Annotated in this window: 19 protein-coding genes; 15 read left to right on the forward strand and 4 right to left on the reverse strand. The window is 57.1% G+C overall.

All coding sequences use genetic code 11. From position 1 onward, the window contains the following. The first annotated feature begins 17 nt into the window (after positions 1–17). Positions 18–1,358: a putrescine-ornithine antiporter gene (potE, locus tag ASE98_RS15210; protein WP_060542159.1), complete on the forward strand. Its 1,341-nt coding sequence runs from the start codon at positions 18–20 to the stop codon at positions 1,356–1,358. A gap of 48 nt (positions 1,359–1,406) precedes the next feature. Next, entirely contained in the window at positions 1,407–2,312 is a 906-nt protein-coding gene (locus tag ASE98_RS15215) for an amino acid ABC transporter substrate-binding protein (protein WP_060542160.1), read from the forward strand. A 141-nt stretch (positions 2,313–2,453) separates the two neighbouring features. Here the strand turns inward: ASE98_RS15215 and ASE98_RS15220 are convergent, their stop codons facing one another. The 4 genes from ASE98_RS15220 to ASE98_RS15235 all read right to left on the reverse strand — a co-directional run bounded on the left by ASE98_RS15220 (position 2,454) and on the right by ASE98_RS15235 (position 9,840). Continuing rightward, positions 2,454–2,717, reverse strand: a complete 264-nt coding sequence (locus ASE98_RS15220) for a hypothetical protein (RefSeq protein ID WP_060542161.1) — start codon at positions 2,715–2,717, stop codon at positions 2,454–2,456. Between the two features lie 183 nt (positions 2,718–2,900). Continuing rightward, on the reverse strand, positions 2,901–4,448 hold the full coding sequence (locus ASE98_RS15225) for a phospholipase D family protein (protein ID WP_060542162.1): 1,548 nt from the start codon (positions 4,446–4,448) through the stop codon (positions 2,901–2,903). A gap of 82 nt (positions 4,449–4,530) precedes the next feature. Continuing rightward, entirely contained in the window at positions 4,531–7,437 is a 2,907-nt protein-coding gene (locus tag ASE98_RS15230) for a sensor domain-containing phosphodiesterase (RefSeq protein WP_060542163.1), read from the reverse strand. A gap of 198 nt (positions 7,438–7,635) precedes the next feature. Then, positions 7,636–9,840 (reverse strand): OsmC domain/YcaO domain-containing protein, encoded by a 2,205-nt coding sequence (locus tag ASE98_RS15235; RefSeq protein WP_060542164.1) that lies wholly within the window; start codon positions 9,838–9,840, stop codon positions 7,636–7,638. A gap of 158 nt (positions 9,841–9,998) precedes the next feature. On the opposite strand from ASE98_RS15235, the gene ASE98_RS15240 reads away from it, so the two are divergent. The 13 genes from ASE98_RS15240 to ASE98_RS15295 all read left to right on the forward strand — a co-directional run bounded on the left by ASE98_RS15240 (position 9,999) and on the right by ASE98_RS15295 (position 21,129). Next, entirely contained in the window at positions 9,999–11,273 is a 1,275-nt protein-coding gene (locus ASE98_RS15240) for a flavohemoglobin expression-modulating QEGLA motif protein (RefSeq protein WP_060542165.1), read from the forward strand. Positions 11,274–11,515: 242 nt separating this feature from the next. Then, positions 11,516–12,196: a DUF3313 domain-containing protein gene (locus tag ASE98_RS15245; RefSeq protein WP_060542166.1), complete on the forward strand. Its 681-nt coding sequence runs from the start codon at positions 11,516–11,518 to the stop codon at positions 12,194–12,196. 164 nt (positions 12,197–12,360) lie between these two features. Continuing rightward, positions 12,361–12,822 (forward strand): hypothetical protein, encoded by a 462-nt coding sequence (locus tag ASE98_RS15250; RefSeq protein ID WP_060542167.1) that lies wholly within the window; start codon positions 12,361–12,363, stop codon positions 12,820–12,822. 427 nt (positions 12,823–13,249) lie between these two features. Then, positions 13,250–14,071 (forward strand): winged helix-turn-helix domain-containing protein, encoded by an 822-nt coding sequence (locus ASE98_RS15255; RefSeq protein ID WP_060542168.1) that lies wholly within the window; start codon positions 13,250–13,252, stop codon positions 14,069–14,071. Further along, positions 14,068–14,550 (forward strand): hypothetical protein, encoded by a 483-nt coding sequence (locus ASE98_RS15260; RefSeq protein ID WP_060542169.1) that lies wholly within the window; start codon positions 14,068–14,070, stop codon positions 14,548–14,550. Before ASE98_RS15255 ends, ASE98_RS15260 begins: the two co-directional genes overlap by 4 nt. 205 nt (positions 14,551–14,755) lie before the next feature. Beyond that, positions 14,756–15,115 (forward strand): hypothetical protein, encoded by a 360-nt coding sequence (locus tag ASE98_RS15265; protein ID WP_236707805.1) that lies wholly within the window; start codon positions 14,756–14,758, stop codon positions 15,113–15,115. A 212-nt stretch (positions 15,116–15,327) separates the two neighbouring features. After that, positions 15,328–15,717: a hypothetical protein gene (locus tag ASE98_RS15270; RefSeq protein ID WP_060542171.1), complete on the forward strand. Its 390-nt coding sequence runs from the start codon at positions 15,328–15,330 to the stop codon at positions 15,715–15,717. Positions 15,718–15,802: 85 nt separating this feature from the next. Beyond that, positions 15,803–16,771, forward strand: a complete 969-nt coding sequence (locus ASE98_RS15275) for a helix-turn-helix domain-containing protein (RefSeq protein WP_060542172.1) — start codon at positions 15,803–15,805, stop codon at positions 16,769–16,771. Between the two features lie 118 nt (positions 16,772–16,889). Beyond that, positions 16,890–17,066: a hypothetical protein gene (locus ASE98_RS26615; protein WP_156465511.1), complete on the forward strand. Its 177-nt coding sequence runs from the start codon at positions 16,890–16,892 to the stop codon at positions 17,064–17,066. A gap of 62 nt (positions 17,067–17,128) precedes the next feature. Next, positions 17,129–18,700 (forward strand): EAL domain-containing protein, encoded by a 1,572-nt coding sequence (locus tag ASE98_RS15280; RefSeq protein ID WP_060542173.1) that lies wholly within the window; start codon positions 17,129–17,131, stop codon positions 18,698–18,700. A 107-nt stretch (positions 18,701–18,807) separates the two neighbouring features. Further along, entirely contained in the window at positions 18,808–19,308 is a 501-nt protein-coding gene (locus ASE98_RS15285; RefSeq protein ID WP_060542174.1) for an outer membrane beta-barrel protein, read from the forward strand. Positions 19,309–19,396: 88 nt separating this feature from the next. Beyond that, positions 19,397–20,107, forward strand: coding sequence for a response regulator (locus tag ASE98_RS15290; protein WP_060542175.1), 711 nt, complete (start codon positions 19,397–19,399; stop codon positions 20,105–20,107). Then, positions 20,104–21,129, forward strand: a complete 1,026-nt coding sequence (locus ASE98_RS15295) for an ATP-binding protein (protein WP_060542176.1) — start codon at positions 20,104–20,106, stop codon at positions 21,127–21,129. Before ASE98_RS15290 ends, ASE98_RS15295 begins: the two co-directional genes overlap by 4 nt. Positions 21,130–21,359 lie beyond the last annotated feature (230 nt).

The following is a 21,359-nucleotide window of genomic DNA, read 5'->3' on the forward strand; positions in this document are numbered from 1 at the left end:
AGGGCAAGGAGTTTGCGATGGCAGATTCAAGCAAGAAAATGGGTCTGATGGGGCTCACGACGCTGGTGACGGTCAACATGATGGGCTCAGGCATCATCATGTTGCCCACAAACATGGCGCAACTGGGTGCGGTTTCGCTGTTGTCGTGGATTTTCACGGCAATCGGTTCCATGGCGATTGCCTACTGCTTCGCTCAATGCGGCGTGTTCTGTTCGCGTTCCGGCGGCTTGTCTGCCTACACGGAAGAAGCTCATGCCAAGTCGGGGTTCTTCCTCTGTTCGTACCTGTACTTTCTCTCGCTGGCCATCGCCAACGTGGCCGTGGCCATCTCGGCGGTGGGCTACATGACCGCGTTCGTACCCTGGTTGGGCACCGGCGCCATCCCGCTGTGCATTGGCACAATAGGTTTGATCTGGGTGACCACCTTTGCCAACTTCGGTGGCCCCAACATCACCGGCAAGATTGGCGCTTTCACGGTGTGGGGCGTGATCATTCCGGTAGCGGGCCTGAGCATCATCGGCTGGTTCTGGTTTGACTCCAGTGTCCTGGCTGCCGCCTGGAACCCGAACAGCCTGCCAATCTCCGAAGCCATCTCCAAGGCGATCCCCCTGACCCTTTGGGCCTTCCTGGGCATGGAGTCGGCGGCACAGGCGACCGATGCCGTGGAAAACCCAAAACGCAACGTGCCGCTGGCGTGCCTGTTCGGTACCCTGGGTGCGGCGGTGGTGTACGTCCTGTCTACCACCGTCATCCAGGGCATCATCCCCAACGAAGAACTGGCCAACTCCTCGGCGCCTTTTGCGCTGGTCTACGCCAAGATATTCAGCCCCATGGTGGGCAACATCGTGATGGCCCTGGCGGTCATGGCCTGTGTCGGCTCGCTGCTGGGCTGGCAGTTCACCCTGGCCCAGACCGCCAAGATGACCGCTGACCAGAACCTGTTCCTCAAGCTGTTCAGCAAGGTCAACTCCATGAACGCGCCCGTGGTCGGCATGATCGTGTGTGGCGTGTTGCAGACCGCCATGGCGCTGTCGACCATCTCGCCTGACGCGGCGGCGCAATTCAGCAAGCTGGTGAGCCTGGCGGCCGTGACCAACCTCATTCCTTACCTGACTGCGCTCACCGGCTTGCTGGTGATCATGCACAAGGCTGGCGTCGCGCCCGGGGTGTACACGCGCAACGTGGTGGTGTTGCTGATTGCGGTAACTTACTCGCTGTACGCCCTGTATGCCTGCGGCAAGGATGCGGTGATGGGGGGCACCCTGGTGCTCGCCTTCGGCTACCTGCTCTATGGCTTCCTCGCCAAGCGTTTCGTTGACGCACCAGACGCTAGCCAAGCCAGGACCGGCAATGTTTAGGCATGCCAGACGGGACTGCACAGACATCTGTAAACGGGGAAACAGGACATGAACGCACCTTTTGCAAAAACCACCCGCTTGTTGCTAACCCTGATGTTCGCCGCGCTACCGATGGTGGCCGGCGCCAACACCCTGGAGCGCATACGCACCAGCAATACCTTTAACCTTGGCTACGTGCCGGACCTGGCACCGTTCAGTGTCCAGGACGGCGACAAGGCCAGCGGTTATGCCATCGACCTGTGCCTGAAGATCGCCGACAAACTCAAGAGTGAACTGGACCTGCCCGACCTGCAGGTGCACTACCTGCCCGTCACGGTGGCCGACGAGACCAGCGCGGTTAAACTGGGCAAGGTCGACATACTCTGCACGCCGACCGCGCCTACCCTTGAGCGACGCAAGTCGGTCAGTTACTCGATCCCGGTGTACACCGCCGGGCTTTCGGTCATGGTGCGCAAGGACGCCGCCGAACCGTTGCTCAACGTGCTCAACGGGCAGGTGGCTTACAGCGGTCCGACCTGGCGGGCTACGGTCAATCGCGGGCTGGCCAACAAGACCTTCAGTTCCATCGAGGGTGGTGTGACCGAAGACTGGATTCGCGTTCACATGCGCTTGCTCAACGTCATCGCTTCACTGGTGACTGTGCCCAGTGTTGAAGAAGGTGCAAGGCTGGTGGCCGAGCACAAGGCCGATGCCTTCTTCGCCGAACGCATACTGCTGAAGAACCAGGTGGCCAAAGGCGGCACCAACGATGACCTGATGGTCCTGGACCGCATCTTCGAGTACTCGCCGGTGGCCATGATCGTCGATCGCAATGACGAAGACTTTCGCCTGCTGGTCGATACGGCACTGAGCGAGGCTTATCGCCTCGGCGCCGTCGAGCAAGGCTACGACAAGTATCTGGGAGGAATCAGCGAGCCGCTCAGAAGACTGTTCCGGGTGTATGCCCTGCCCTGAGATGCATGATCCAGAGGTCACTTGCGGACCGCATCCGGACTCTTCTCTCCCTGGGCAAGAGTCCGGATGGCAGCAAGCCGTTGGCAATCATCGCTAGCGCTTGAGCCCCGGCAGCCAGGTGCAACCGGGGATCACTGACTGTCAGTATTTGATATCCCGAGCCGTATCGCGGTTGTCCTGCTTGGTGTCGCGCTTGTCCTGGCGGCAGTCGTTTCGGCTCTTTTCATCACCCTCTTTGCATTCTTCCTTGACCTCCCTGGCGGCATCGCGCCCTTCCTGCTTGGTATCGCGCGATTCCTGCCGTTGATCGGCCTGGTCGGTCGCGTAGGCCGGCAGCGATACCCCGTACACCCCAGCCGTGATGGCCAGTGTCGCCAGTGCAGTCATGTAAAGGCTGCGCATCATGATTTACTCCTGTTCAAGTGTACTCAATCACTCGATGTCCCCGTTCAATCGCACTAAACCCAAAACGATCATCCTGGGGGTGAGCTTTAACGATAGACGATGTAGGCCTCCCCACAAGGCCGGCAAGGTCGGGGGCCGTTGTGCTTGCTGACTGCCCGATGACCTGCAGGCACAGGCCCGGATCTAGAGCATTTTCTCCAGGCCGACCTTGTCGCTGAGCCAGGCCTTGAAGCTGCGCCATTTGCCGCCGGGCTCCTTGTGCAAGGTATGCAGGCGCCCATCGTCTTCGGCGATCCAGACGATTTCGCCGTTTTCCAGGCGAGCCTGGTAACTCACGGACGGGTCCATGCCTTCCAGCGCCAGATCGCGCATGTAGCCGGCCAGTTCAGGGCTGTCGACCAGCACGCCGACTTCGGTGTTCCACAGTACCGAACGCGGGTCGAAATTGAAGGAGCCGATAAACACCTTCTGCTTGTCCAGGATCATGGCCTTGGTGTGCAGGCTGGAGTCTGAACCACCACTGAAGCCACGGGAAGAACCTCCGCTGGGGTCGTCCGGCTGCAGGCGCAACTCATAGAGCTTCACGCCATGTTCGAGCAAGGTCTTGCGATAGGGCGCATAGCCACCATGCACCGCCGGAACATCGGTGGCTTCCAGAGAGTTGGTCAACAGGCGCACATCGACGCCGGCATCGGCACGACCGGTGAGGTAACGCAAACCCTGCTGTTGCGGGACGAAATAGGCCGAGATCAGGATCAGGTCCTTGTTGACGCGATCAAGCTCCGGTCGCAGCTGCGTAGCCATCAACAGCGCACGGGCCGGTTCGCCGTCGGCCAGTACCTTGCTAGGGGCATCCCACATCGCCTTGCCATGGGCCCAGATCAATTCCTTGCGCCACTTCTCGAGCTGGGGTTTTGTACGGTAGGTCATGAGATGGTTATACAGAGCCTGGTTCTCGATACGCGTGGACTGCAGCGATTGTTCCAGGCGCTGGCGGCTCTGTCGCAAGTCTTCGGCGGTTGGCCTGTTGAGCACGAAATCACTGATCTGCTGGCTCAGGGCGCTGTTCCAGTACTGATCGAAGCTGTGGCCCAACTGCTGCGCGACCGGACCTATGCACAGCAGGTCCATGTCGGTGAAGTTGCGATCGGGCTTGGCGTCGAAGTATTCGTCTCCCAGGTTGCGACCGCCAATGATGGCTGCGCTGTTGTCCGCCAGCCACAGCTTGTTGTGCATGCGCCGGTGCTGCTGGGAGAGGTTCAGCAGACGGCCCATGGTTCGGGTCGCGATGGTGCTGCGCCCCAGATGCAAAGGGTTGAAGACACGCACCTGGATGTTGGGGTGCACGGCCAGGGTCGCGATGACCTCTTCCTGACCGTCGCTGGCCGTGTCATCGAGCAGCATGCGGATCCTTACACCGCGATCGGCCGCCAGCAGCAACTCACGCACCAGTGCCCGGGTACTGAGGCCGTTATGTACGATGTAGTACTGCAGATCGATGCTTTTCTGCGCATTGCGGATCAACTCGGCGCGCGCGCGGAACGCTTCACTGCTGTTGGGCAACAGGCGAAAACCCGACCGCCCCTCATGCGGCGCGGCCTGGGCCTGGATCGAGCGCCCGAACGACGAATCGGTGGCGGGAAGCGCCTCGCTATAGTCGTGAGGCAAGCGCGCGGTGGCACAACCGGCGAGCAGCAGTGCGAGCAATATGGCGGGGAAGAACCGGGACATGGGCAAGGGGTTCGACCTGATAGGCACACTTTATTCCAGTAAAGCCCGGTTCAAGCGCAGCGTGTCGATATTTTCCGAAAACTCAACGCTGCCTGGTGACGTCCAGCGTCGTCGCCAACAAAGCCTCCAGCCCCATCGGCTTGGCAAAATAGTAACCCTGGGCCTGCTCTGCGCCCATTTCACGCAGCAATACCAGGGTTGCTTCATCCTCGACACCTTCGGCCACCACGCTGAGGTCCAGGGATTGGGCCATGCGCACAATCGCCCGGACGATCGCGCGACTGCGCGAACTGCTGGTCAGTTCAAAGATGAATGACTTGTCGATCTTCAGACCGTTGAAACGGTACTGATGCACATAGCTCAGGGATGAAAACCCGGTACCGAAGTCATCGAGTACCACCGACATGCCGTTGTCCGCCAATTGCTGCATGGTCAATCGGGCAATGGCCGGCTCCGCCACCAGCGCACCTTCGGTCAATTCCAGGCAAATCCGCGACGGCTCGACCCCGTGCTGGGCCAGGAGTGAAAGCACATCACCGGCGAAATCCGGACGGGTCATGCTGTAGCTGGAGCAGTTGACGTGCACAGGCGGCCAGTTGGCGTGCTCGGGTCGAGCGAGAATTGCGGCAATGCTGGCAAGCATGTACAGGTCCAGTCGACCGATCAGGCGCAAGCCCTCGACATCCGGCAAAAACTCGCCCGGCGCTATTACCCGGCCACCCGGCTGATGCCAGCGGATCAGTGCCTCCAGGGCCAATACTTCGCCGGTTTCGACGCTGACAATCGGCTGGAAATACGGCAGCAGTTCGTCCGTACGCTTGAGCGCGTTGCGCAAGGCCCCTTCCCGCTCGACCTGATCCGAGACTTCCCGGCGCACCTCCTGGTTGAACACCGCATAGCTGTCGCGTCCGGCACTCTTGACCCGGTACATGGCCGCGTCGGCATCGCGCAGCAAGTCGGCCGGTTCCTGATGAAACTGCGTGTCGGCGCTGACGATACCGATACTGCACGAGGAAAAAACTTCGTAGCCATTGATGAAAAACGGCAGGTCGAACGCCACAAGGATCCGCTCGGCGATTTCGATCATCACCTCCAGCGGCGCTTCGGGAGCGAGCACCGAAAACTCATCGCCGCCAAGACGCGCCAGCATGTCGGTATCGCGCAAGCAACCGCGTAAACGGTGGGCGGCCTGCATCAGCAGCAGGTCGCCAAAATGGTGACCAAGGCTGTCGTTGACCATCTTGAAACGGTCGAGGTCGATGAACATCACCGCCAGGTGCCCGCCTTCGCTGCCGAATCGAGACCATGCGTGATTGAGGCGCTGTTGCAGGTAAGTACGATTGGGCAGCCCGGTCAGCGCATCGTGGGAGTTTTCGTGCTGCAACTTGGCATTGGCGTGATCGAGTTCGCGGGTGCGGCTCTGCACCCGGGCTTCGAGCTTTAGGTTGGCGGCATGAATCGCTTCGGCGGCGGTGCGACGCGACAGCGCCGTGTCAATGTGCCGGGACACGAACGTCAGCAGCTCCTGGTCGCGCAGGGTATAACGCACCTGCGAGGTATAGCTTTGCACCGCCAGCACCCCCCGCACCACATCGCCATCAAACAATGGAATGCCCAGCCAGGAATTGGACCGGACATACTCATCGGCCAGTTCGATTTCACTGTCTGCTGACAATCGCTCTGCTTTTGCGCGATCAATCAGGCAGGGGCGCCGCTGACGGATAACGTACTCGGTCAACCCCCGGCGGCCACGCCGTGCCGCAGGGCAGGTCGTCTGCCGCTCATCGACATAATAGGGGAAGGTCACTTCACCGCTCGCGTCATCGAACAGTGCGATATAGAAGTTGCGCGCGAACAGCAGCTCACCAACGATGCCATGCAAGGTTTGAAACAGCTCGGCCATGTCGCCGGGCTGGCTGGACAGTTCAGCAATCTGGAACAGCGCGCTCTGCAGATGCTCGGCGCGCTCGCGGTCTGTCACTTCCTGCCTCAATGCATAGTTGAGTGCCGAAAGCTCCAGGGTGCGACGTACCACTGTCGCTTCCAGGTCCTCGCGGTGCAGAATCCGGTCCAGCGCCATGGCCACGTGGCGAGCCACCACCAGGAACAGCGCGCGGTCTTCGGCACTGTAGGTACGGGAAACGTCGTAGACCTGCATGGCCAACATGCCAAACACCTCATCGGAGGCGTTTTTCAACGGTGCGCCCATCCAGAATTCGGGACGATCACCCACGCAGTAGAAGCGCTGCTGGGCCTGAGCCTCGAGAATCCCGGCGGAGTCGATGAGCAACGGCTGGCCAGAGGTCAACACCTGCCCGGTCAATGACAGGTGCGAAGGGTCAAGGAATTCATAGTGCTGGGACTCGACGGCATCAACGTCGATGATGTCGACGTAGTACGGGTAATCAATCTTGCCGGTGTGGGGGTCGTACAGCGCGAGATAGAAGTTCTCGGCATCGATCAGGCTGGCGAGCAACTGGTGAACCCCCACCAGGAACACCGATCGGTCGCGGGTCGAGCTGGCCAGATAGGTAATTTCGTACAACACACGCTGAGTGATCTGCGCACGGGCAAGGGTATTGGTCTGGACTTCAATGCCCAACTGCCGGGAAAACTCGGCGAGCGCCGGATCTGCAGCATCCTTGAGTGGAGCAAGTAGCCAACCGAGCTCACTTTCGCCCTTGCCGGTGGGCCAGCGGTGCAAGCACCGGCTCTTGCAAAAGGCGTCGAACTCTTCATTGGCAACGCTTGACGGCCACGGCAAACCCGGGTCGCCCTGCCCCACCAGGTTCATTAGCTCACCCGCGCGGTAAACTGCCCACGCGGTGGTAGGGACCCAGTTTCGCGCCGAGTCCAGCAATTGTTCGATCATGCCGCTGTTGCCCGCGTAGGCCATGCCGACAGAATCCGGGTTTACATTGGGTTGAGAGGAAATAACTTCGCGGGAGTTCGTTTGTCGCAGGGAGTCGGTCAATGGAGGAAAACTCATCAGCGCTCCCTGAGCCCAAAATGGCGATGCTTACTTATTCAATGGTGGCGCAATGCCTTCATTCTACCCATTTAAAGCTAATAGAAGTTTTTTTCAATAGTTTTGCGCAATCAAGACCACGACCTACCGGTATGAATCTAGACGATTATCTGGCCAGCAAAACAAAAAAGCACCCGAGGTGCTTTTTTGTCAGCGCGATCACTTCGCTGACGCCACCACAGCAGCTCGCGCCTTGTGCAGTTTTTTATAGCTGTCGATCAGCCGCAGGTGCCTGTCGAGCCCTTCCAGCTTCATGCTCGTAGGCGTCAAGCCGTAGAAACGCACGCTGCCGTCCACTGAGCCGATCGCAGCGTCCATCCGCTCATTGCCAAACATCCGGCGGAAATTGACTTCGTAATCGTCCAGTTCCAGATCGTCGTCCAGTTGCACTTCCAGCACCACGTTCAAGGCCTGGTAGAACAACCCGCGCTCCACCGTGTTGTCGTTGTACTGCAAGAAGGCTTCAACCAGGTCTTTGGCCTTTTCAAACTTCTGCAAGGCAACGTAGATCAGCAGCTTCAGTTCCAGAATCGTCAACTTGCCCCAGGGCGTATTGTCGTCAAATTCGATGCCGATCAAGGTGGTGATGTCGGTGTAGTCGTCCAGCTCACTGTCTTCCAGACGCTTGGCCAGTGTTCTGAGCCCCACTTTGCTCAAACTGTGCAGATTGAGAATGTCGGCGCGGAACAACAGTGCCTTGTTGGTGTTGTCCCAGATCAGATCGTCGATCGGATAAATTTCCGAGTAATCGGGAACCAGAATACGACAGGCCGTTGCACCGATGTGCTCGTACACGGCCATGTACACTTCCTTGCCCATGTCTTCGAGAATGCCGAACAAGGTCGCGGCTTCCTCGGCATTGGAGTTTTCTCCCTTGCCGGAAAAATCCCACTCGACGAATTCATAATCGGAAGTCGCACTGAAGAAGCGCCACGACACTACACCGCTGGAATCGATGAAGTGTTCAACAAAGTTATTCGGCTCGGTTACCGCGTGCCCCTCAAAGGTTGGCGCAGGCAGATCGTTCAGGCCTTCGAAACTGCGGCCCTGGAGCAACTCGGTCAGACTGCGCTCCAGCGCCACCTCAAAGCTTGGGTGCGCGCCGAACGAGGCAAATACACCGCCGGTGCGCGGGTTCATCAAGGTCACGCACATCACCGGGAACTCGCCACCGAGTGAAGCATCCTTGACCAGCACCGGGAAGCCCTGCTCTTCCAGCCCCTGGATACCGGCCAGAATGCCCGGATATTTCGCCAATACTTCCTGAGGCACATCAGGCAGTGCCATTTCACCTTCGAGAATTTCGCGTTTTACCGCGCGCTCGAAAATCTCCGACAGACATTGCACCTGCGCTTCAGCCAGGGTGTTACCGGCACTCATGCCGTTGCTCAGGTACAGGTTTTCGATCAGGTTGGAGGGGAAATACACCACCTCGCCGTCGGACTGGCGCACATAGGGCAGCGAACAGATGCCGCGTTGGGTATTGCCTGAGTTGGTGTCGTACAGATGGGAGCCTCGCAGCTCGCCATCGCGGTTATAGATGTCCAGGCAGTACGGGTCGAGTATTTCAACCGGCAGCGCATCGCCAGAGCCTGGCTTGAACCAGCGCTCGTCCGGGTAATGCACAAACTCCGCGTTGGCGATCTCTTCGCCCCAGAACTGGTCGTTGTAGAAGAAGTTGCAATTGAGGCGTTCGATGAACTCGCCCAGGGCCGAGGCCAATGCGCCTTCCTTGGTCGCGCCCTTGCCATTGGTAAAACACATCGGCGAGTGCGCATCGCGGATATGCAGCGACCATACGTTGGGCACGATATTGCGCCACGAAGCGATTTCGATCTTCATGCCCAGGTCGGCCAGAATGCCCGACATATTGGCGATGGTCTGCTCCAGTGGCAGATCCTTGCCCATAATGTACGTGCCTGCATCCGAAGCCGGGTTCGGCATCAGCAATGCCTGGGCATCGGCGTCCAGGTTTTCCACTTCCTCGATCACAAACTCCGGCCCGGTCTGCACGACCTTTTTTACCGTGCAACGGTCGATGGAACGCAGAATGCCCTGGCGGTCCTTGGCCGAGATATCCGCCGGCAACTCGACCTGAATCTTGAAAATCTGGTTGTAGCGGTTTTCCGGGTCGACAATGTTGTTCTGCGACAGGCGGATGTTTTCCGTTGGGATATTGCGGGTGTCGCAGTACAACTTCACAAAATAAGCCGCGCACAGAGCCGATGAGGCCAGGAAGTAGTCGAACGGACCCGGTGCCGAGCCATCGCCCTTATAGCGAATAGGTTGATCGGCCACCACCGTGAAGTCATCGAACTTGGCTTCAAGTCGGAGGTTGTCGAGAAAGTTGACCTTGATTTCCATGCGGGATTACCAGAATAACGAGCTAAGCGAATTGGCCGCCATTATCCGGCTTTTCATCCTGAAGTCTTGTCTTTCAGTGAGAAAAAGGGCCGCCATCGCCCTGTTGCGACGCACAGGGGCTAAGCTTTGCAATGGCAAAGTCTCTCAAGGAGAACGCCATGAGCGCCGCCCCGCTGTGCGAACTCGATGCCGCTCTGCCAGGTTTGGCCCGCAAGATTCGCGTGCTCGACGCCCTTTCCTGGCCCGATGGTGTCGAGCAGGCATTCCTGGCCCATTGGCGCGCCGGCAAACCACAGTTGCCCGCTGTAGAACTGCACCCGCGCGAGCACAGCGCCGACATCGCCGCCCTGGAATCCTTCATCGATCGCTGCGACGTGGGGCATCCGGCCGCAAACTACCTCGCCATGACCGCACGCAGCTATGCCACCGCCGCACGCATGCTGGGCGCCATTGGAACGCCCGCCTTCACTCAATATTCCCAAGCCTTGTACCGACGCCCGGATTTCATTTACCCGAGCCTCAATCTGAGCATGCTCGACGCGGCAGAATTTTTCCTCAAGACCACCGACGCACTCCTGGGCGGTGCGCGGATTCCACCGAGCCCGGCCGACATTCCGGCTCAGGACTTCGCGGCCTGGATGCAGCCGGAACTGGACGCTTTCTTTGGCCCCGGTCAGGTAACTGTGGTGCTTGATACGACCCTGGCCGCCAAAGCCATCGCCGGGTCGAGCCGCATCCGTTTGCGTGCCAACGCCCTGTTTTGCGAACTGGACAAAAACCAGCTCTTGCAGCATGAGGCCTTTGTGCACGTCGCCACTGCACAAAACGGAGCTCTGCAACCCAATCTTAAAAGCCTCGGCCTGGGGGCGCCACGCACCACCCAGACCCAGGAAGGCATTGCCACCCTGGCCGAATTGTTTACCGCCAGCATGGACATAAACCGTCTGCGGCGCCTGGCCCTGCGCGTGGTCGCGGTAAAACAGGCGCTCGATGGCGCCGATTTCATCGAGGTATTCGAAGGTTTCCTGGCCGCCGGTCAGTCACAGGAGGAGTCCTTCCGCTCGACCCAAAGGATTTTCCGCGGTGCGCCCCTGCATGGAGGCTCGGCGTTCACCAAGGACGCCGCCTACCTGACAGGATTGCTCGGCGTGCATACCCTGCTGCGTATCGCCATCCGCGACAACCGCCCGGAACTGGTAAACCATCTGTTTGCCGGGCGCCTGAGCCTTGGGGACACCGTACGCCTGGCTCCGCTTTTCGATTCCGGATGGCTCAAGGGCCCGGTCTATCAGCCGGCCTGGGCCTCTGACCTGCGGCGTCTGGCCGCCAATCTGGCCTTCTCTGCCTTCATCTCCCGGATCAAGCTGGACGTGCTTGATCTGAAGGTACTCATGGCGTTCGCCGATGAGCATGAAGACGATGCCAGTGCCTGATCTGCACCTGGATGATCGGGATACCCCAAGCGTGTGAAGCTTTTAAGTCATCTGCGCTGATAGGCATTTACGCTTTTGTTTAATAGTTATTGAGGGTTTTTGATTCGGATTCTCCAGCCGCTGCGGCGAGCATCCGCCCCGCATATGACCGACGTGCAAGCGCAAGTTTTGCGTAGCTCGGGTCGGTACCGGGGCCAGGTTGGAACCTGAATGACAACTTTCATAACTAGAGAACAGAACACATGACCATGTCGAATAAATGGATGGCGGGTATTGCCCTGAGCTGCGTGTTTCAGGTCGGTTGTGTTTCGAAGGTAACGGAACAAGAACAGTATTCCGGCTTCCTGGCCAACTACCAGGGCCTGGAAGAGCAAACCACCCCGTCTGAACAGAAGGTGCTGCGCTGGGTAGCCCCGGGGTTTGATCCCAAAGCCTACTCCACTGTCGTGTTCAACCAGGTAGACCTGTACCCGGCGCCGAAAGCGACCGAACGCGTTAACCTCAAAACCCTGCAAGATGTGCAGACCATGGCCAGCAACAGTGTCAAAAACGCCGTTGCCCCCTCCTACAAGATCGTCCCGAATGCCCAGCAAGCACCGGCCCATTCACGGACATTGATCCTGAACGCGGCGATCACCGAAGTCGGCGCCAACAACGAAGGCATGCATTGGTATGAGGCGGTACCTATCGCCGCTATCGTCGGTGCCACCCAGGCTGCCACCGGTCATCGCGATCAGACTGCCGAGTTGTATATCGAAGCCGACCTGATCGATGCCAAAACCGGTCTGCCGGTAGCCAAAGTGGTACGCAAGGTTTTCGGCGAGACATTGAAAAATGCCAGCCAGCCGATCGCGGCCAATGATTTCAAGGCCGCACTCAACGGCATGAGCAAAGATATGCAGGCGATGCTTAACAAACAGTAACAACTGCAGGATACCCCATCACAACCGTTCAATTGCCTGTCATCCATTGTCATGGGATGGCATCACGGGCAGACGGGGCATGGGGTTTCACAATGGCTATTTTGCTACACCTGCCTGATCAAATCGTCATGCCACGCAATTGCGCCTGACGGGAGTCCGACTTGATGAAAATACTGACCTTTACTTTACCGGCCGTGCTAGTGCTCGCAAGCACCAGTGCGTTGGCGGTCACCGTCGTTCCACTCAAAAACCAGAGTTCCCAGACGATCCAGCAAGACACCAGCGCCTGCCAATCACAGGCCAATGCTCAGTTCCCGATTCAGACACCAGCGCCAACGGGCGGCCGGGTCAAAGGCGCTACCACGGCCGCCGTCGCCGGGGCCGTTGCCGCTGAGTCCCGGGGCCGTCAACATGACAATTTCTATGACCAGGTCGACGACGATATCAAGCAAGACTATCGCCAGAACCGTGCGCGCAGTGCCGCGGCGGCCGGCACGGTTGTCGGTGCTTCAAGACAACGTCAGGAGCGCAGAGAGAACATGGGCGCGACCGAGCAAAACATCACCGCCAACAACTCCGTTTACAGCAGTTGCCTGCAGCAGCGCGGCTATAACGTTCTGCCTTGAGCCCGCCGCTTTTTGGCACCGTGAAGGCAACATCGACGCCTGTCTTAACCTTCACGCCTTCGAGCCTCGAACGCGACTAGACCGGCCACGGCCAGTAGCTCGGCAAATACGAATCAGTTCGGCCGGCAGCCGCGCTTGCGGCCCTGTCTCATGCGCCCCGGCGCCCTTGCTCGCACTTTTCGGATAGCGCAAATCACGCTTAGCGGGCATCATTACTGCCCCCGATTGAAACCCCGTGGATTACCCTTGCTTGATTCCAGTGAGATTTTTGATGGGCTGTCCCAGCATCATCTAATGGCTCCTTCTGCACCTTGCGCACTTGCCCGCACACGGCTATTCATCTCCGCCGACCAGAATGCATAGCGGTAACTCCAGCCCATCGCATCGTCTCGACACTCAGCCAGAAACACCTGAACGGAGGACTCCCATGCGCTACGCCTTCAAGTTGAAAAATGGAGCCATGGCCCTTTTCGACCCAGACACCGCTTTGCTTTCCATCACGTCACCCCATGGCGATGTACAAAGCTCCACGATAGGCCGAGCTGAATCGCGTCTATTGGACCTGCTGCTCATGGAGCCCGGCCAGACCAAAAGCCGTGAGGAGATCATCGACTACACCTGGAATGACCGCGTCGTCGCCTCCGGAAGTTTGAACCAGGCCGTCTTCTCCCTTAGAAACATACTCAATGACAGCCGGGATCACGAGATTCTGATGACGGTTCCTCGTAGAGGCTATTGCTTCAATCGTCACTACGTTGTGGATACACCAACTGACTTGCCGATGCCTGCGGATAAAGCGGAACAACCGGTTGCGCCCGTCGTCGAGGAAGTTGTACCCACCGCTACCGACGATGTCTTGTTGCCTGAAGAAAAGCCCGCGAAGTCAACTTACATTACAAAGATTCAGTCCCTGGGCTATGTCTTGACCCTGGGCGTGTGCGCCTTCACCGGTTTCCACTCAGGCTTCGATACACCGAAAATCGAAATTGCCAGCCTTAAACAAAACGAACTGGTCATCCATGCGGTCGCACACAGCGTGACTGAGGCTGAATCACTGCGTGATCTTACGGCGCAACAGGTGCAACAGTCCTCACCCAATCTAAAAGGCGAAGTCTGGCTGAATCTGTTTAAATCAAACTATTCCGTTTCTTGCATTCGCCCGGACATGAGCACCGCAAACCTGCAATTGAATAGCGATCAAAAAGACCTTGCCTTGATGATTCGCCAATGTATGGAAGCAACGATATGAAGCCAGGCATACCTTCAATGGCTCACTGGGTAGTGCTGGGCATTATCAACGCTGCCTGTATTTTTTCATTGATCTATTCGCCATCCTATTACATGGAAAATACGAGCTACCAGACAATCACCCGGCAGTGGCTCGAAGATTTGAATCAGCTCAACACTGAAGAATATTTGACCATCGGACATGGCCGACTGACACAAACGACGCTGGAAAGCCTGAACGGAAAAATCCGTAACGCGACTATTTCCGCGGATGTGATCCGGGAAAGCAATCATCACGTTCAGATAAAAATCAGTAACGTCAGGCTGAGCCAGGATAACGAACTGTTCGCCATAGAAAAGACACCCGACCTCTTTTTCAGACGCCAGTACGTTCTGCAAGAAGGCGCTGTTCTGAACTATGAACTGATTCCAACCAACAATAAAAACGCAGTATGTTTTTATGTCCACGAGTTGGGTCGCTTGCGCTGCATGAACCATTGAGCCTTCGCTGGCCGATGACGTCACGCCCAGCCTGATCCAGGCCCCAGGAGTCGACGAGCGCTGCCTCCCTGATGCCGATTCGACAAGAAAATAATAATTACTAATTTGAATCAGACGCCCCCGCCTTCCAAAGTCGCCCCCCTATAGCCTTCGGAGCCGCGCTGCCGTCAATCGGTACGAGGCCGGCTCCACGCTTTCAACAATCATGATGCCTGCTGACGCCATGTTTGAGCTTCATGGTTCATCCAAGACAGCATCTCCTGGGGGGTCAGGTGAAAACACAAATTTGCGAGCCATCATGCCTATGATGTGCAGAGTCCTGGCAGCGTTAACGCTCGTGGTGCTGCCGTTTCATTCAATGGCGCACAACGAACACTCGATCGGCAGCACGGAAATCGAATTCTACGAAATTGAATTGAGTCCGAATGAAAAGCTGAAGATGTCGCACCTGAAAATCTACTCCGAAAACGAACTCCATGACGACGAAGGGGTCGTTGATGACGACCTCCCTTTGCCACCACAGAATACTGCCGACGAAAACGACTTTTCATTCATTGCACTTTGATGATGATTTTTGCCTGGCAGCCTGCGTTGTCATCCAGGGCGAAACTACTCCTTGCGTGACCTGCCAACAGATTGCCCATTTGATTTTCGAAAATATGACTTTTTGACTTCTATACGCATCGTGGGAGCGAGAACATCTTCGAACCAGGCCGTGGCAGCAAAGCGGCCGACACTTTGCTCTGACTGATAAATCATTAATAAGGAAAGCACGTCATGCAGCTGAAAAATATCGCAACCGCAACCTTTGGTGTATTGCTTTCGGTCAAGGCGATGGCCTATGACAAAGAGCCTTGCAATGTCGAACAGACCCGTATTGCAAGTAGCAAAAAGACCCTGAGCGACGAACAGAAGAGCTATAAAATTTGCACTGACTATCGTGCCAATGATCTTGCCGCCTTTAATGCTGCTGCTTTGGGTTCACAACAGTCGGCCATCTTTGGCTCGCGCATCGCACCGAGCAAGCTTGAAAGCCTGTTGGATATACCCTTGAACGATGCCTATGTTTTTTCAGCTGAGCTGGAGCTGACGCCGGAGTCTTCCATTTCCACCCCTGAGAAAAACAACACCAGTGTCGAGGTCAACTCAGGGACCGTTGCGTCATAGTCGACTCCTGCATTCACAAGCAACTTCTCCGCCTTTGACAGACATTGCCTGGCACTTACCATTTAGCTGAAGAGCGTTCAACTCCATGAGCATCCCTGACGAAGTCTTTCATATAACTTCTACTCCCGAGCAAAACGCCAATAGAAAAATTGGCCGGTGGGAAGTCAGCCTCACGCCATCAGAGCAAGAAGCAAGCATTCGACAACATAAACTGATCCATAGCCCCAGGATCCAGTGCAGTCGACTGGAGTTCGACTCTGCTGTCACCCTGATCAGCTCGGTTCCCCATGGCTGCGTGACCGTTGCCATCTCCCAGGCTACCGTGGGCCGTCCTACCGTAAACAATCATGAGTTGCGTCCCAACGAAATCATCGTGCTGTATAGCGACGAGCCGGTGCACTACACCTGCGAGCCAAATGAAACGCTTTTTACCCTGACTACCACTTTAGAACATTACCAACAGTGCCTCGAAAACCACTCGACCTTCGATATACTGGCACATCGAAAGGAACATCGTTTTCAGTCTGCTAACTTCGGTTTGATGCAATCTGCCATTCAGGCCATCAGCGCCTACTCCGTCGACGCCAAAACCCCTTCAGCAGAATCGCGCAGCAGTGAGCAAGTTTTAGCGCTGGAAAGCGCGCTGCTGATTGCGCTACTCAGGGCACTGAAACCTGTTGGCCGCTCTGCGCTTAAAGTGCCGACGAGAAGAAAGGTTGCGATAGAGGCCATCGAGTTCATCCACAAGAATATTAAAAAGGCGCTTTGCATGAAGGCGCTGGTAAAACACCTGGAAACCTCGACTCGCACCTTGCACCACGGTTTCGTCGAGACATTCGGAATATCGCCGATTGCGTATATTCGAAATCTCAGGCTAGCCAATGTGCGTCGGGACTTGATCCGCAACACCTGGCCAACGGTGACCGAAACGGCGATGTACTGGAACTTCCAGCATCTGAGCCGGTTCTCCAAGGCCTATCAGGATGCTTATGGAGAGATACCTTCGGAAACGGCCCGGCGCAGCTCTGCAAAACCGGCATTGCCGCGACGTTGAATCTTGATATGGCGAAGCTTCGTCATTGGCAATAAAGCGTAATACCCGCCAGGCCCGCTGCCTGGGCAGGATCGCACGCGCCGCATTTGACAGGCCTTCAAGCGGCGCAAGGCGCGAAATGACAATCAATGATTTCCGTCCGCCAAGCTCAATTGCCAGGATTGGCCATTTCTTGATCAAGGGACCAAGCATGCGCTACCGATTGAATTCACTGCCGCTCAAACAGAAAGTCATCTTTTGTCTTGCAGCCTATTTATTTGGCGTCGCATTGGCCTGGTTGATTGACTACTACTGACCCCGCCCTGTTTTCCTCAGGACCGCCCCGCCCGGTGAGTCAATCTGTTTTCGGAGCTACTTATGATTGCAGCGTATAAAGCCTTGATCAAAAGGTACGCACTCGCTTTATGTGCAAGTGCTGCGGTCGGTACCTTCGCATGGTTTTGTGCCGGGAGTCTCGCCAAATATCGTATTGAACAGCGCCTGACTACCATCCATAAGGAGTTGCGCGCAGCTCAAGTCGAACCCAATACGCAAATAGATAAAGTTATGCGCTCGCTGGGTAGTTTCGATCGTTCAGGCGAGGAATGCTCCGCCGGGCAATATGCACACATTGCCGATCTGGTGAAAAACTACAGGTTTATCTACCAGGCTGCAGTCCAGCTCGAAAATGGCAAGATCTGTTCATCCTACGGACGTGAAATTTCATCGGTATCAATAGGCAGCGCTAGCAGCCGGACCTCGATTCAAGGCCGATCCTACGAAGTCAGTTCCGGCCAGGACGTCACCGCAGATCAGGACTTCATCATCGTATCGGAGCAGTCAATCTACGTCTGGATCAACAGGAAAATCCTTCTGGACAACTTGAACATCCCGCAAGGTGTGCAATTGGAGTTGCGCGGTCCAGATGGTGTGAGTTCCGTTACTCCAGTGGGCCGAGGCCCCCTGAAGCTGCAAGCACTGCCTCCCCTGGGCAAACTCGGTACTTCACCGGACAAGGTCTATGTGGCCTTTGCGGGTAATCGCGATGAACTGACCTCTGTCATTTCACTGCCTCTGAGCGACCTGACAGCGCTCAGATGGAAGCTATTCATTGGCCTGGTCCTCATGTTCGGGGCACTGCTCTTCATCGCCTGGAAGACCCAAAGGTATTACACCTCCACCGCCGTTCGACTGCGCAAGGCCATAAGGGCGAACCAACTGGCGGTTCACTACCAACCTATCGTCAATTTGTGCACCGGAGACCTGGTCGGCGCCGAAGCGCTGTCGCGTTGGCGCTTTAAAGGCGTCAGCGTCCCGGCGGATGTCTTCATCGTGGCGGCGGAGCAGTCCGACTTGATCCGCGAACTTACGCGCTCGGTCATACGCCAGGTTGCGGAGGATTACAGCACCTATCTCTGGGCGTGCAAGAACTTCTACGTCACGGTCAATATTTCCGCCCAAGACATTCAAGATCAAACCTTTGCGGACTTTGTCGCCAGCATCACCGCCACGTACAACATGCCGGCCTCAGCCATCGTCTTTGAAGTCACCGAACGAGCCTTGCTGGACCAGAAAAGCGCAGCGATTCAATTGCACAGGCTTCGAGCGTGCGGGCATCGCATTGCCATCGACGATTTTGGTACTGGCTATTCCAGTCTCTCGCTCATCGAATCAGTGCCTGTCGACATACTGAAAATAGACCGCTCATTCATCGCGCACGAGAAGATCGCTGGCAAGGATGCCCTGTGGCGCCACATTGCCAAAATTGCCCAGGCGCTGAAGCTCAAGGTCGTCGCCGAAGGCGTTGAAACCAGGCAGCAACTGCCGCACCTGGCTTCAGAGGGTGTGCTACTGGCTCAAGGGTGGCTGTTTTCCAAAGAGCTCTCTGTGCAGGCATTGGCCAGGCGGCATTTTCAGCCCCCCATGAACGTCGATCCTTACGCTGAATGAAGTGAATCAAAAATATCAATCAATGATTTTTATCAGTCCTGGCGTTCACTCAAATTCTTGGCAAACACCCCTAACAATCGACAACCCGTAGAAGGACCCTGCCTCAAATGCTATTAAGAAACCTTGGCTTCGTTTCACTGCTTTCGTTACTGTCTTTTCAAGCGATTGCAGATGACAGAGGCCTGTATCTTGGCGCCGGTGTTACCAGCATTGAAACCGACGAATCCCAGCTCAGTGATGAAGACAACAGCTATAAGGTTTTTGCCGGCTATCGTCTCAACAGCTATCTGGCGTTCGAAGGCGCCTACGTTGATCTGGGCCAGTTCGAAGACAAGGACCTGGACTTTGATGGCAAGTCCGTCCAGGCCGCGGCCCATCTCGGCTTTCCCCTGGGAGATCGGGTGCGACTCTTTGGCAGCGTCGGTGCGCACGCCTGGGATAGCGATGGCAATGCCAACGATGACGACACCGGCGTGGATCTGACGTACGGTGCGGGCGTTGAATTTGATGTGTTTCGCAACATCGGCATCCGTGCTGAATACGAAGTGCTGGAGGTCGGCGACATAGACCTGAATCAGACAACCGCCTCTGCTTATATTCTCTTCTAAGCCCCACTTGCATCGAGCGGCCGTGCCGGTTGCTCGATGCAAGATCTGATCATCCCTCCCCTCCTTGCGCTTTATCACTGGTGCAGACGTGAGCAAACTGCTGATCGTCGACGACGATGTGGAAATCCTGTCCCTGCTGAAAAAATTCTTCGTTCAGCACGGCTATGAGGTGCAAGTAGCCCCTCATGGCGAGGCCATGTGGGCGGCAATCGCGCAAGATCGTCCGGACACCATCATCCTCGACCTGATGCTGCCCGGTGAAGGCGGCCTGAGCCTCTGCCAGAAAGTACGGGCAAGAACAGCGATCCCCATCATCATGCTGAGCGCCATGGCCGAGCTGAGCGATCGCGTTGTCGGCCTGGAAATGGGTGCGGACGATTACCTGACCAAGCCATTCGCCCCCAGGGAGCTGCTCGCGCGTTTGCGCGCCGTTCAACGTCGCGCCGGTGAACAGAAAAGCCAAGGCGGAGAATTGACTCGGCCTGTCATCGCTTTTGCAGGTTGGCACCTGGACATTACCTGCCGTGAGTTGCGCTCACCCGAACAGGTAATGATTGCGCTGTCCGCAGGAGAGTTCGACTTGCTGGTGGTCTTTCTCGAACACCCCCAGCGCATCCTCACCCGCGAACAACTGATCGACCTGACCCACGGCCGGGACCACGATGCCTACGATCGCAGCATCGACGTGCAGGTCAGCCGGCTGCGGCGCAAGATCGAACCGGACAGTAAGCGCCCGGACCTGATCCGTACCGTGCGCAATGGAGGCTATATGTTCACCGCCAGGGTTACCCATTCGTGATCAGCCGGATGTTGGGGCGCGACTCCCTCAGGCGACGGATTGCCCTGACCATCGTCGTGGCAATGCTGATATCGCTGGTGCTCAATGCGCTATTCATTCAGGTGACCGGCACCTGGGCTCGTCCATCCATCGAGCCTGCTGGCCTGCTGGACCAGATAGCAGCGGCTGCCCGGGTGATCACCCCGGGGCTGATCGCCGCCTTGCTGGTCGCCTGGGTTGCCACCCGCCAACTGGCCAGACCATTGCAGGGTCTTGCCAGTGCCGCAAGGCGCTTCGGCGCAGACTTCAGCGCACCACCAGTCGCAATGGAGGGCCCACTGGAGATACGCCAGGCAATCATGGCGTTCAACGCCATGCAGGCGCAGACCCAGCACTACATCGCGCAACGCACCCACATGCTCGCGGCCATCTCCCATGACTTGCGTGCGCCTTTGACCCGATTGCGCCTGCGCTGCGAATTTATTGAGGATCCAGACCAGCAGCGCAAACTGATCAGCGACGTCCAGGAGATGCAATCGATGATCAACGGCGCCCTGGCTTTTTTTCGCGACGACTTTCAGCGCGAGCAATCCACTGCATTCGATTTGTCGCAGTTGCTGCAAAACATCGTCGATGACTACGCAGACCAGGACATCGTCATCGATTTCACCGCCCCCCCACAGCTGGTGTATGACGGCCGCCCCCTGGGCATCAAACGCGTGATCGTCAACCTGCTGGAAAACGCCGTGAAGTATGGAAAGCATCCCCATACCACGCTCAGTTGTGACGAGCATGGGGTCTGCATCGAAGTCAGCGACGAGGGGCCGGGTATTCCCGAAGCGGCACTGCAACGGGTGTTCGATCCGTTCTTTCGCCTCGAGTCACCACACAACCGTGACACCGCCGGGGTCGGGCTTGGGCTCTCGGCAGCGCGGGGGATTGTTTGTGAACTGGGCGGGAACCTGGTTTTGCACAATCGCAAGGGTGGAGGATTGGTGGCGCGGGTTGAGTTACCTTACAAAGGTCAGGATCAGGCCAGATAATGGAGAAGACAGCGCGGCGCACGATAATCGATTTATTCTTTCGATCCAGGTCCGGGCAACGAACCCTGCCCTTGCCCAGTGGTCACAACAGGTGATGGCATCGCGCCTGTTCAATGGCATTGGGCCTGTTTCACTCAAGTGCGATGCTTGCAATCCTCAATTTCAGGGTGCGCCGGATAACTTCATCAGGCTCGGTTCCTGCCTCACTCAGGCACTGCCTGCTGATCCCA

The organism is Pseudomonas sp. Leaf48, from assembly GCF_001421885.1.
Classification (GTDB): Bacteria; Pseudomonadota; Gammaproteobacteria; order Pseudomonadales; family Pseudomonadaceae; genus Aquipseudomonas.

Excerpts from the sequence above, each read along its gene's own strand:
- potE (WP_060542159.1), top strand. The coding sequence starts at position 18 with ATGGCAGATTCAAGCAAGAAAATGGGTCTGATGGGGCTCACGACGCTG.
- ASE98_RS15215 (WP_060542160.1), top strand. The coding sequence starts at position 1,407 with ATGAACGCACCTTTTGCAAAAACCACCCGCTTGTTGCTAACCCTGATG.
- ASE98_RS15220 (WP_060542161.1), bottom strand. The coding sequence starts at position 2,717 with ATGATGCGCAGCCTTTACATGACTGCACTGGCGACACTGGCCATCACG.
- ASE98_RS15225 (WP_060542162.1), bottom strand. The coding sequence starts at position 4,448 with ATGTCCCGGTTCTTCCCCGCCATATTGCTCGCACTGCTGCTCGCCGGT.
- ASE98_RS15230 (WP_060542163.1), bottom strand. The coding sequence starts at position 7,437 with ATGAGTTTTCCTCCATTGACCGACTCCCTGCGACAAACGAACTCCCGC.
- ASE98_RS15235 (WP_060542164.1), bottom strand. The coding sequence starts at position 9,840 with ATGGAAATCAAGGTCAACTTTCTCGACAACCTCCGACTTGAAGCCAAG.
- ASE98_RS15240 (WP_060542165.1), top strand. The coding sequence starts at position 9,999 with ATGAGCGCCGCCCCGCTGTGCGAACTCGATGCCGCTCTGCCAGGTTTG.
- ASE98_RS15245 (WP_060542166.1), top strand. The coding sequence starts at position 11,516 with ATGACCATGTCGAATAAATGGATGGCGGGTATTGCCCTGAGCTGCGTG.
- ASE98_RS15250 (WP_060542167.1), top strand. The coding sequence starts at position 12,361 with ATGAAAATACTGACCTTTACTTTACCGGCCGTGCTAGTGCTCGCAAGC.
- ASE98_RS15255 (WP_060542168.1), top strand. The coding sequence starts at position 13,250 with ATGCGCTACGCCTTCAAGTTGAAAAATGGAGCCATGGCCCTTTTCGAC.
- ASE98_RS15260 (WP_060542169.1), top strand. The coding sequence starts at position 14,068 with ATGAAGCCAGGCATACCTTCAATGGCTCACTGGGTAGTGCTGGGCATT.
- ASE98_RS15265 (WP_236707805.1), top strand. The coding sequence starts at position 14,756 with ATGATGCCTGCTGACGCCATGTTTGAGCTTCATGGTTCATCCAAGACA.
- ASE98_RS15270 (WP_060542171.1), top strand. The coding sequence starts at position 15,328 with ATGCAGCTGAAAAATATCGCAACCGCAACCTTTGGTGTATTGCTTTCG.
- ASE98_RS15275 (WP_060542172.1), top strand. The coding sequence starts at position 15,803 with ATGAGCATCCCTGACGAAGTCTTTCATATAACTTCTACTCCCGAGCAA.
- ASE98_RS26615 (WP_156465511.1), top strand. The coding sequence starts at position 16,890 with ATGACAATCAATGATTTCCGTCCGCCAAGCTCAATTGCCAGGATTGGC.
- ASE98_RS15280 (WP_060542173.1), top strand. The coding sequence starts at position 17,129 with ATGATTGCAGCGTATAAAGCCTTGATCAAAAGGTACGCACTCGCTTTA.
- ASE98_RS15285 (WP_060542174.1), top strand. The coding sequence starts at position 18,808 with ATGCTATTAAGAAACCTTGGCTTCGTTTCACTGCTTTCGTTACTGTCT.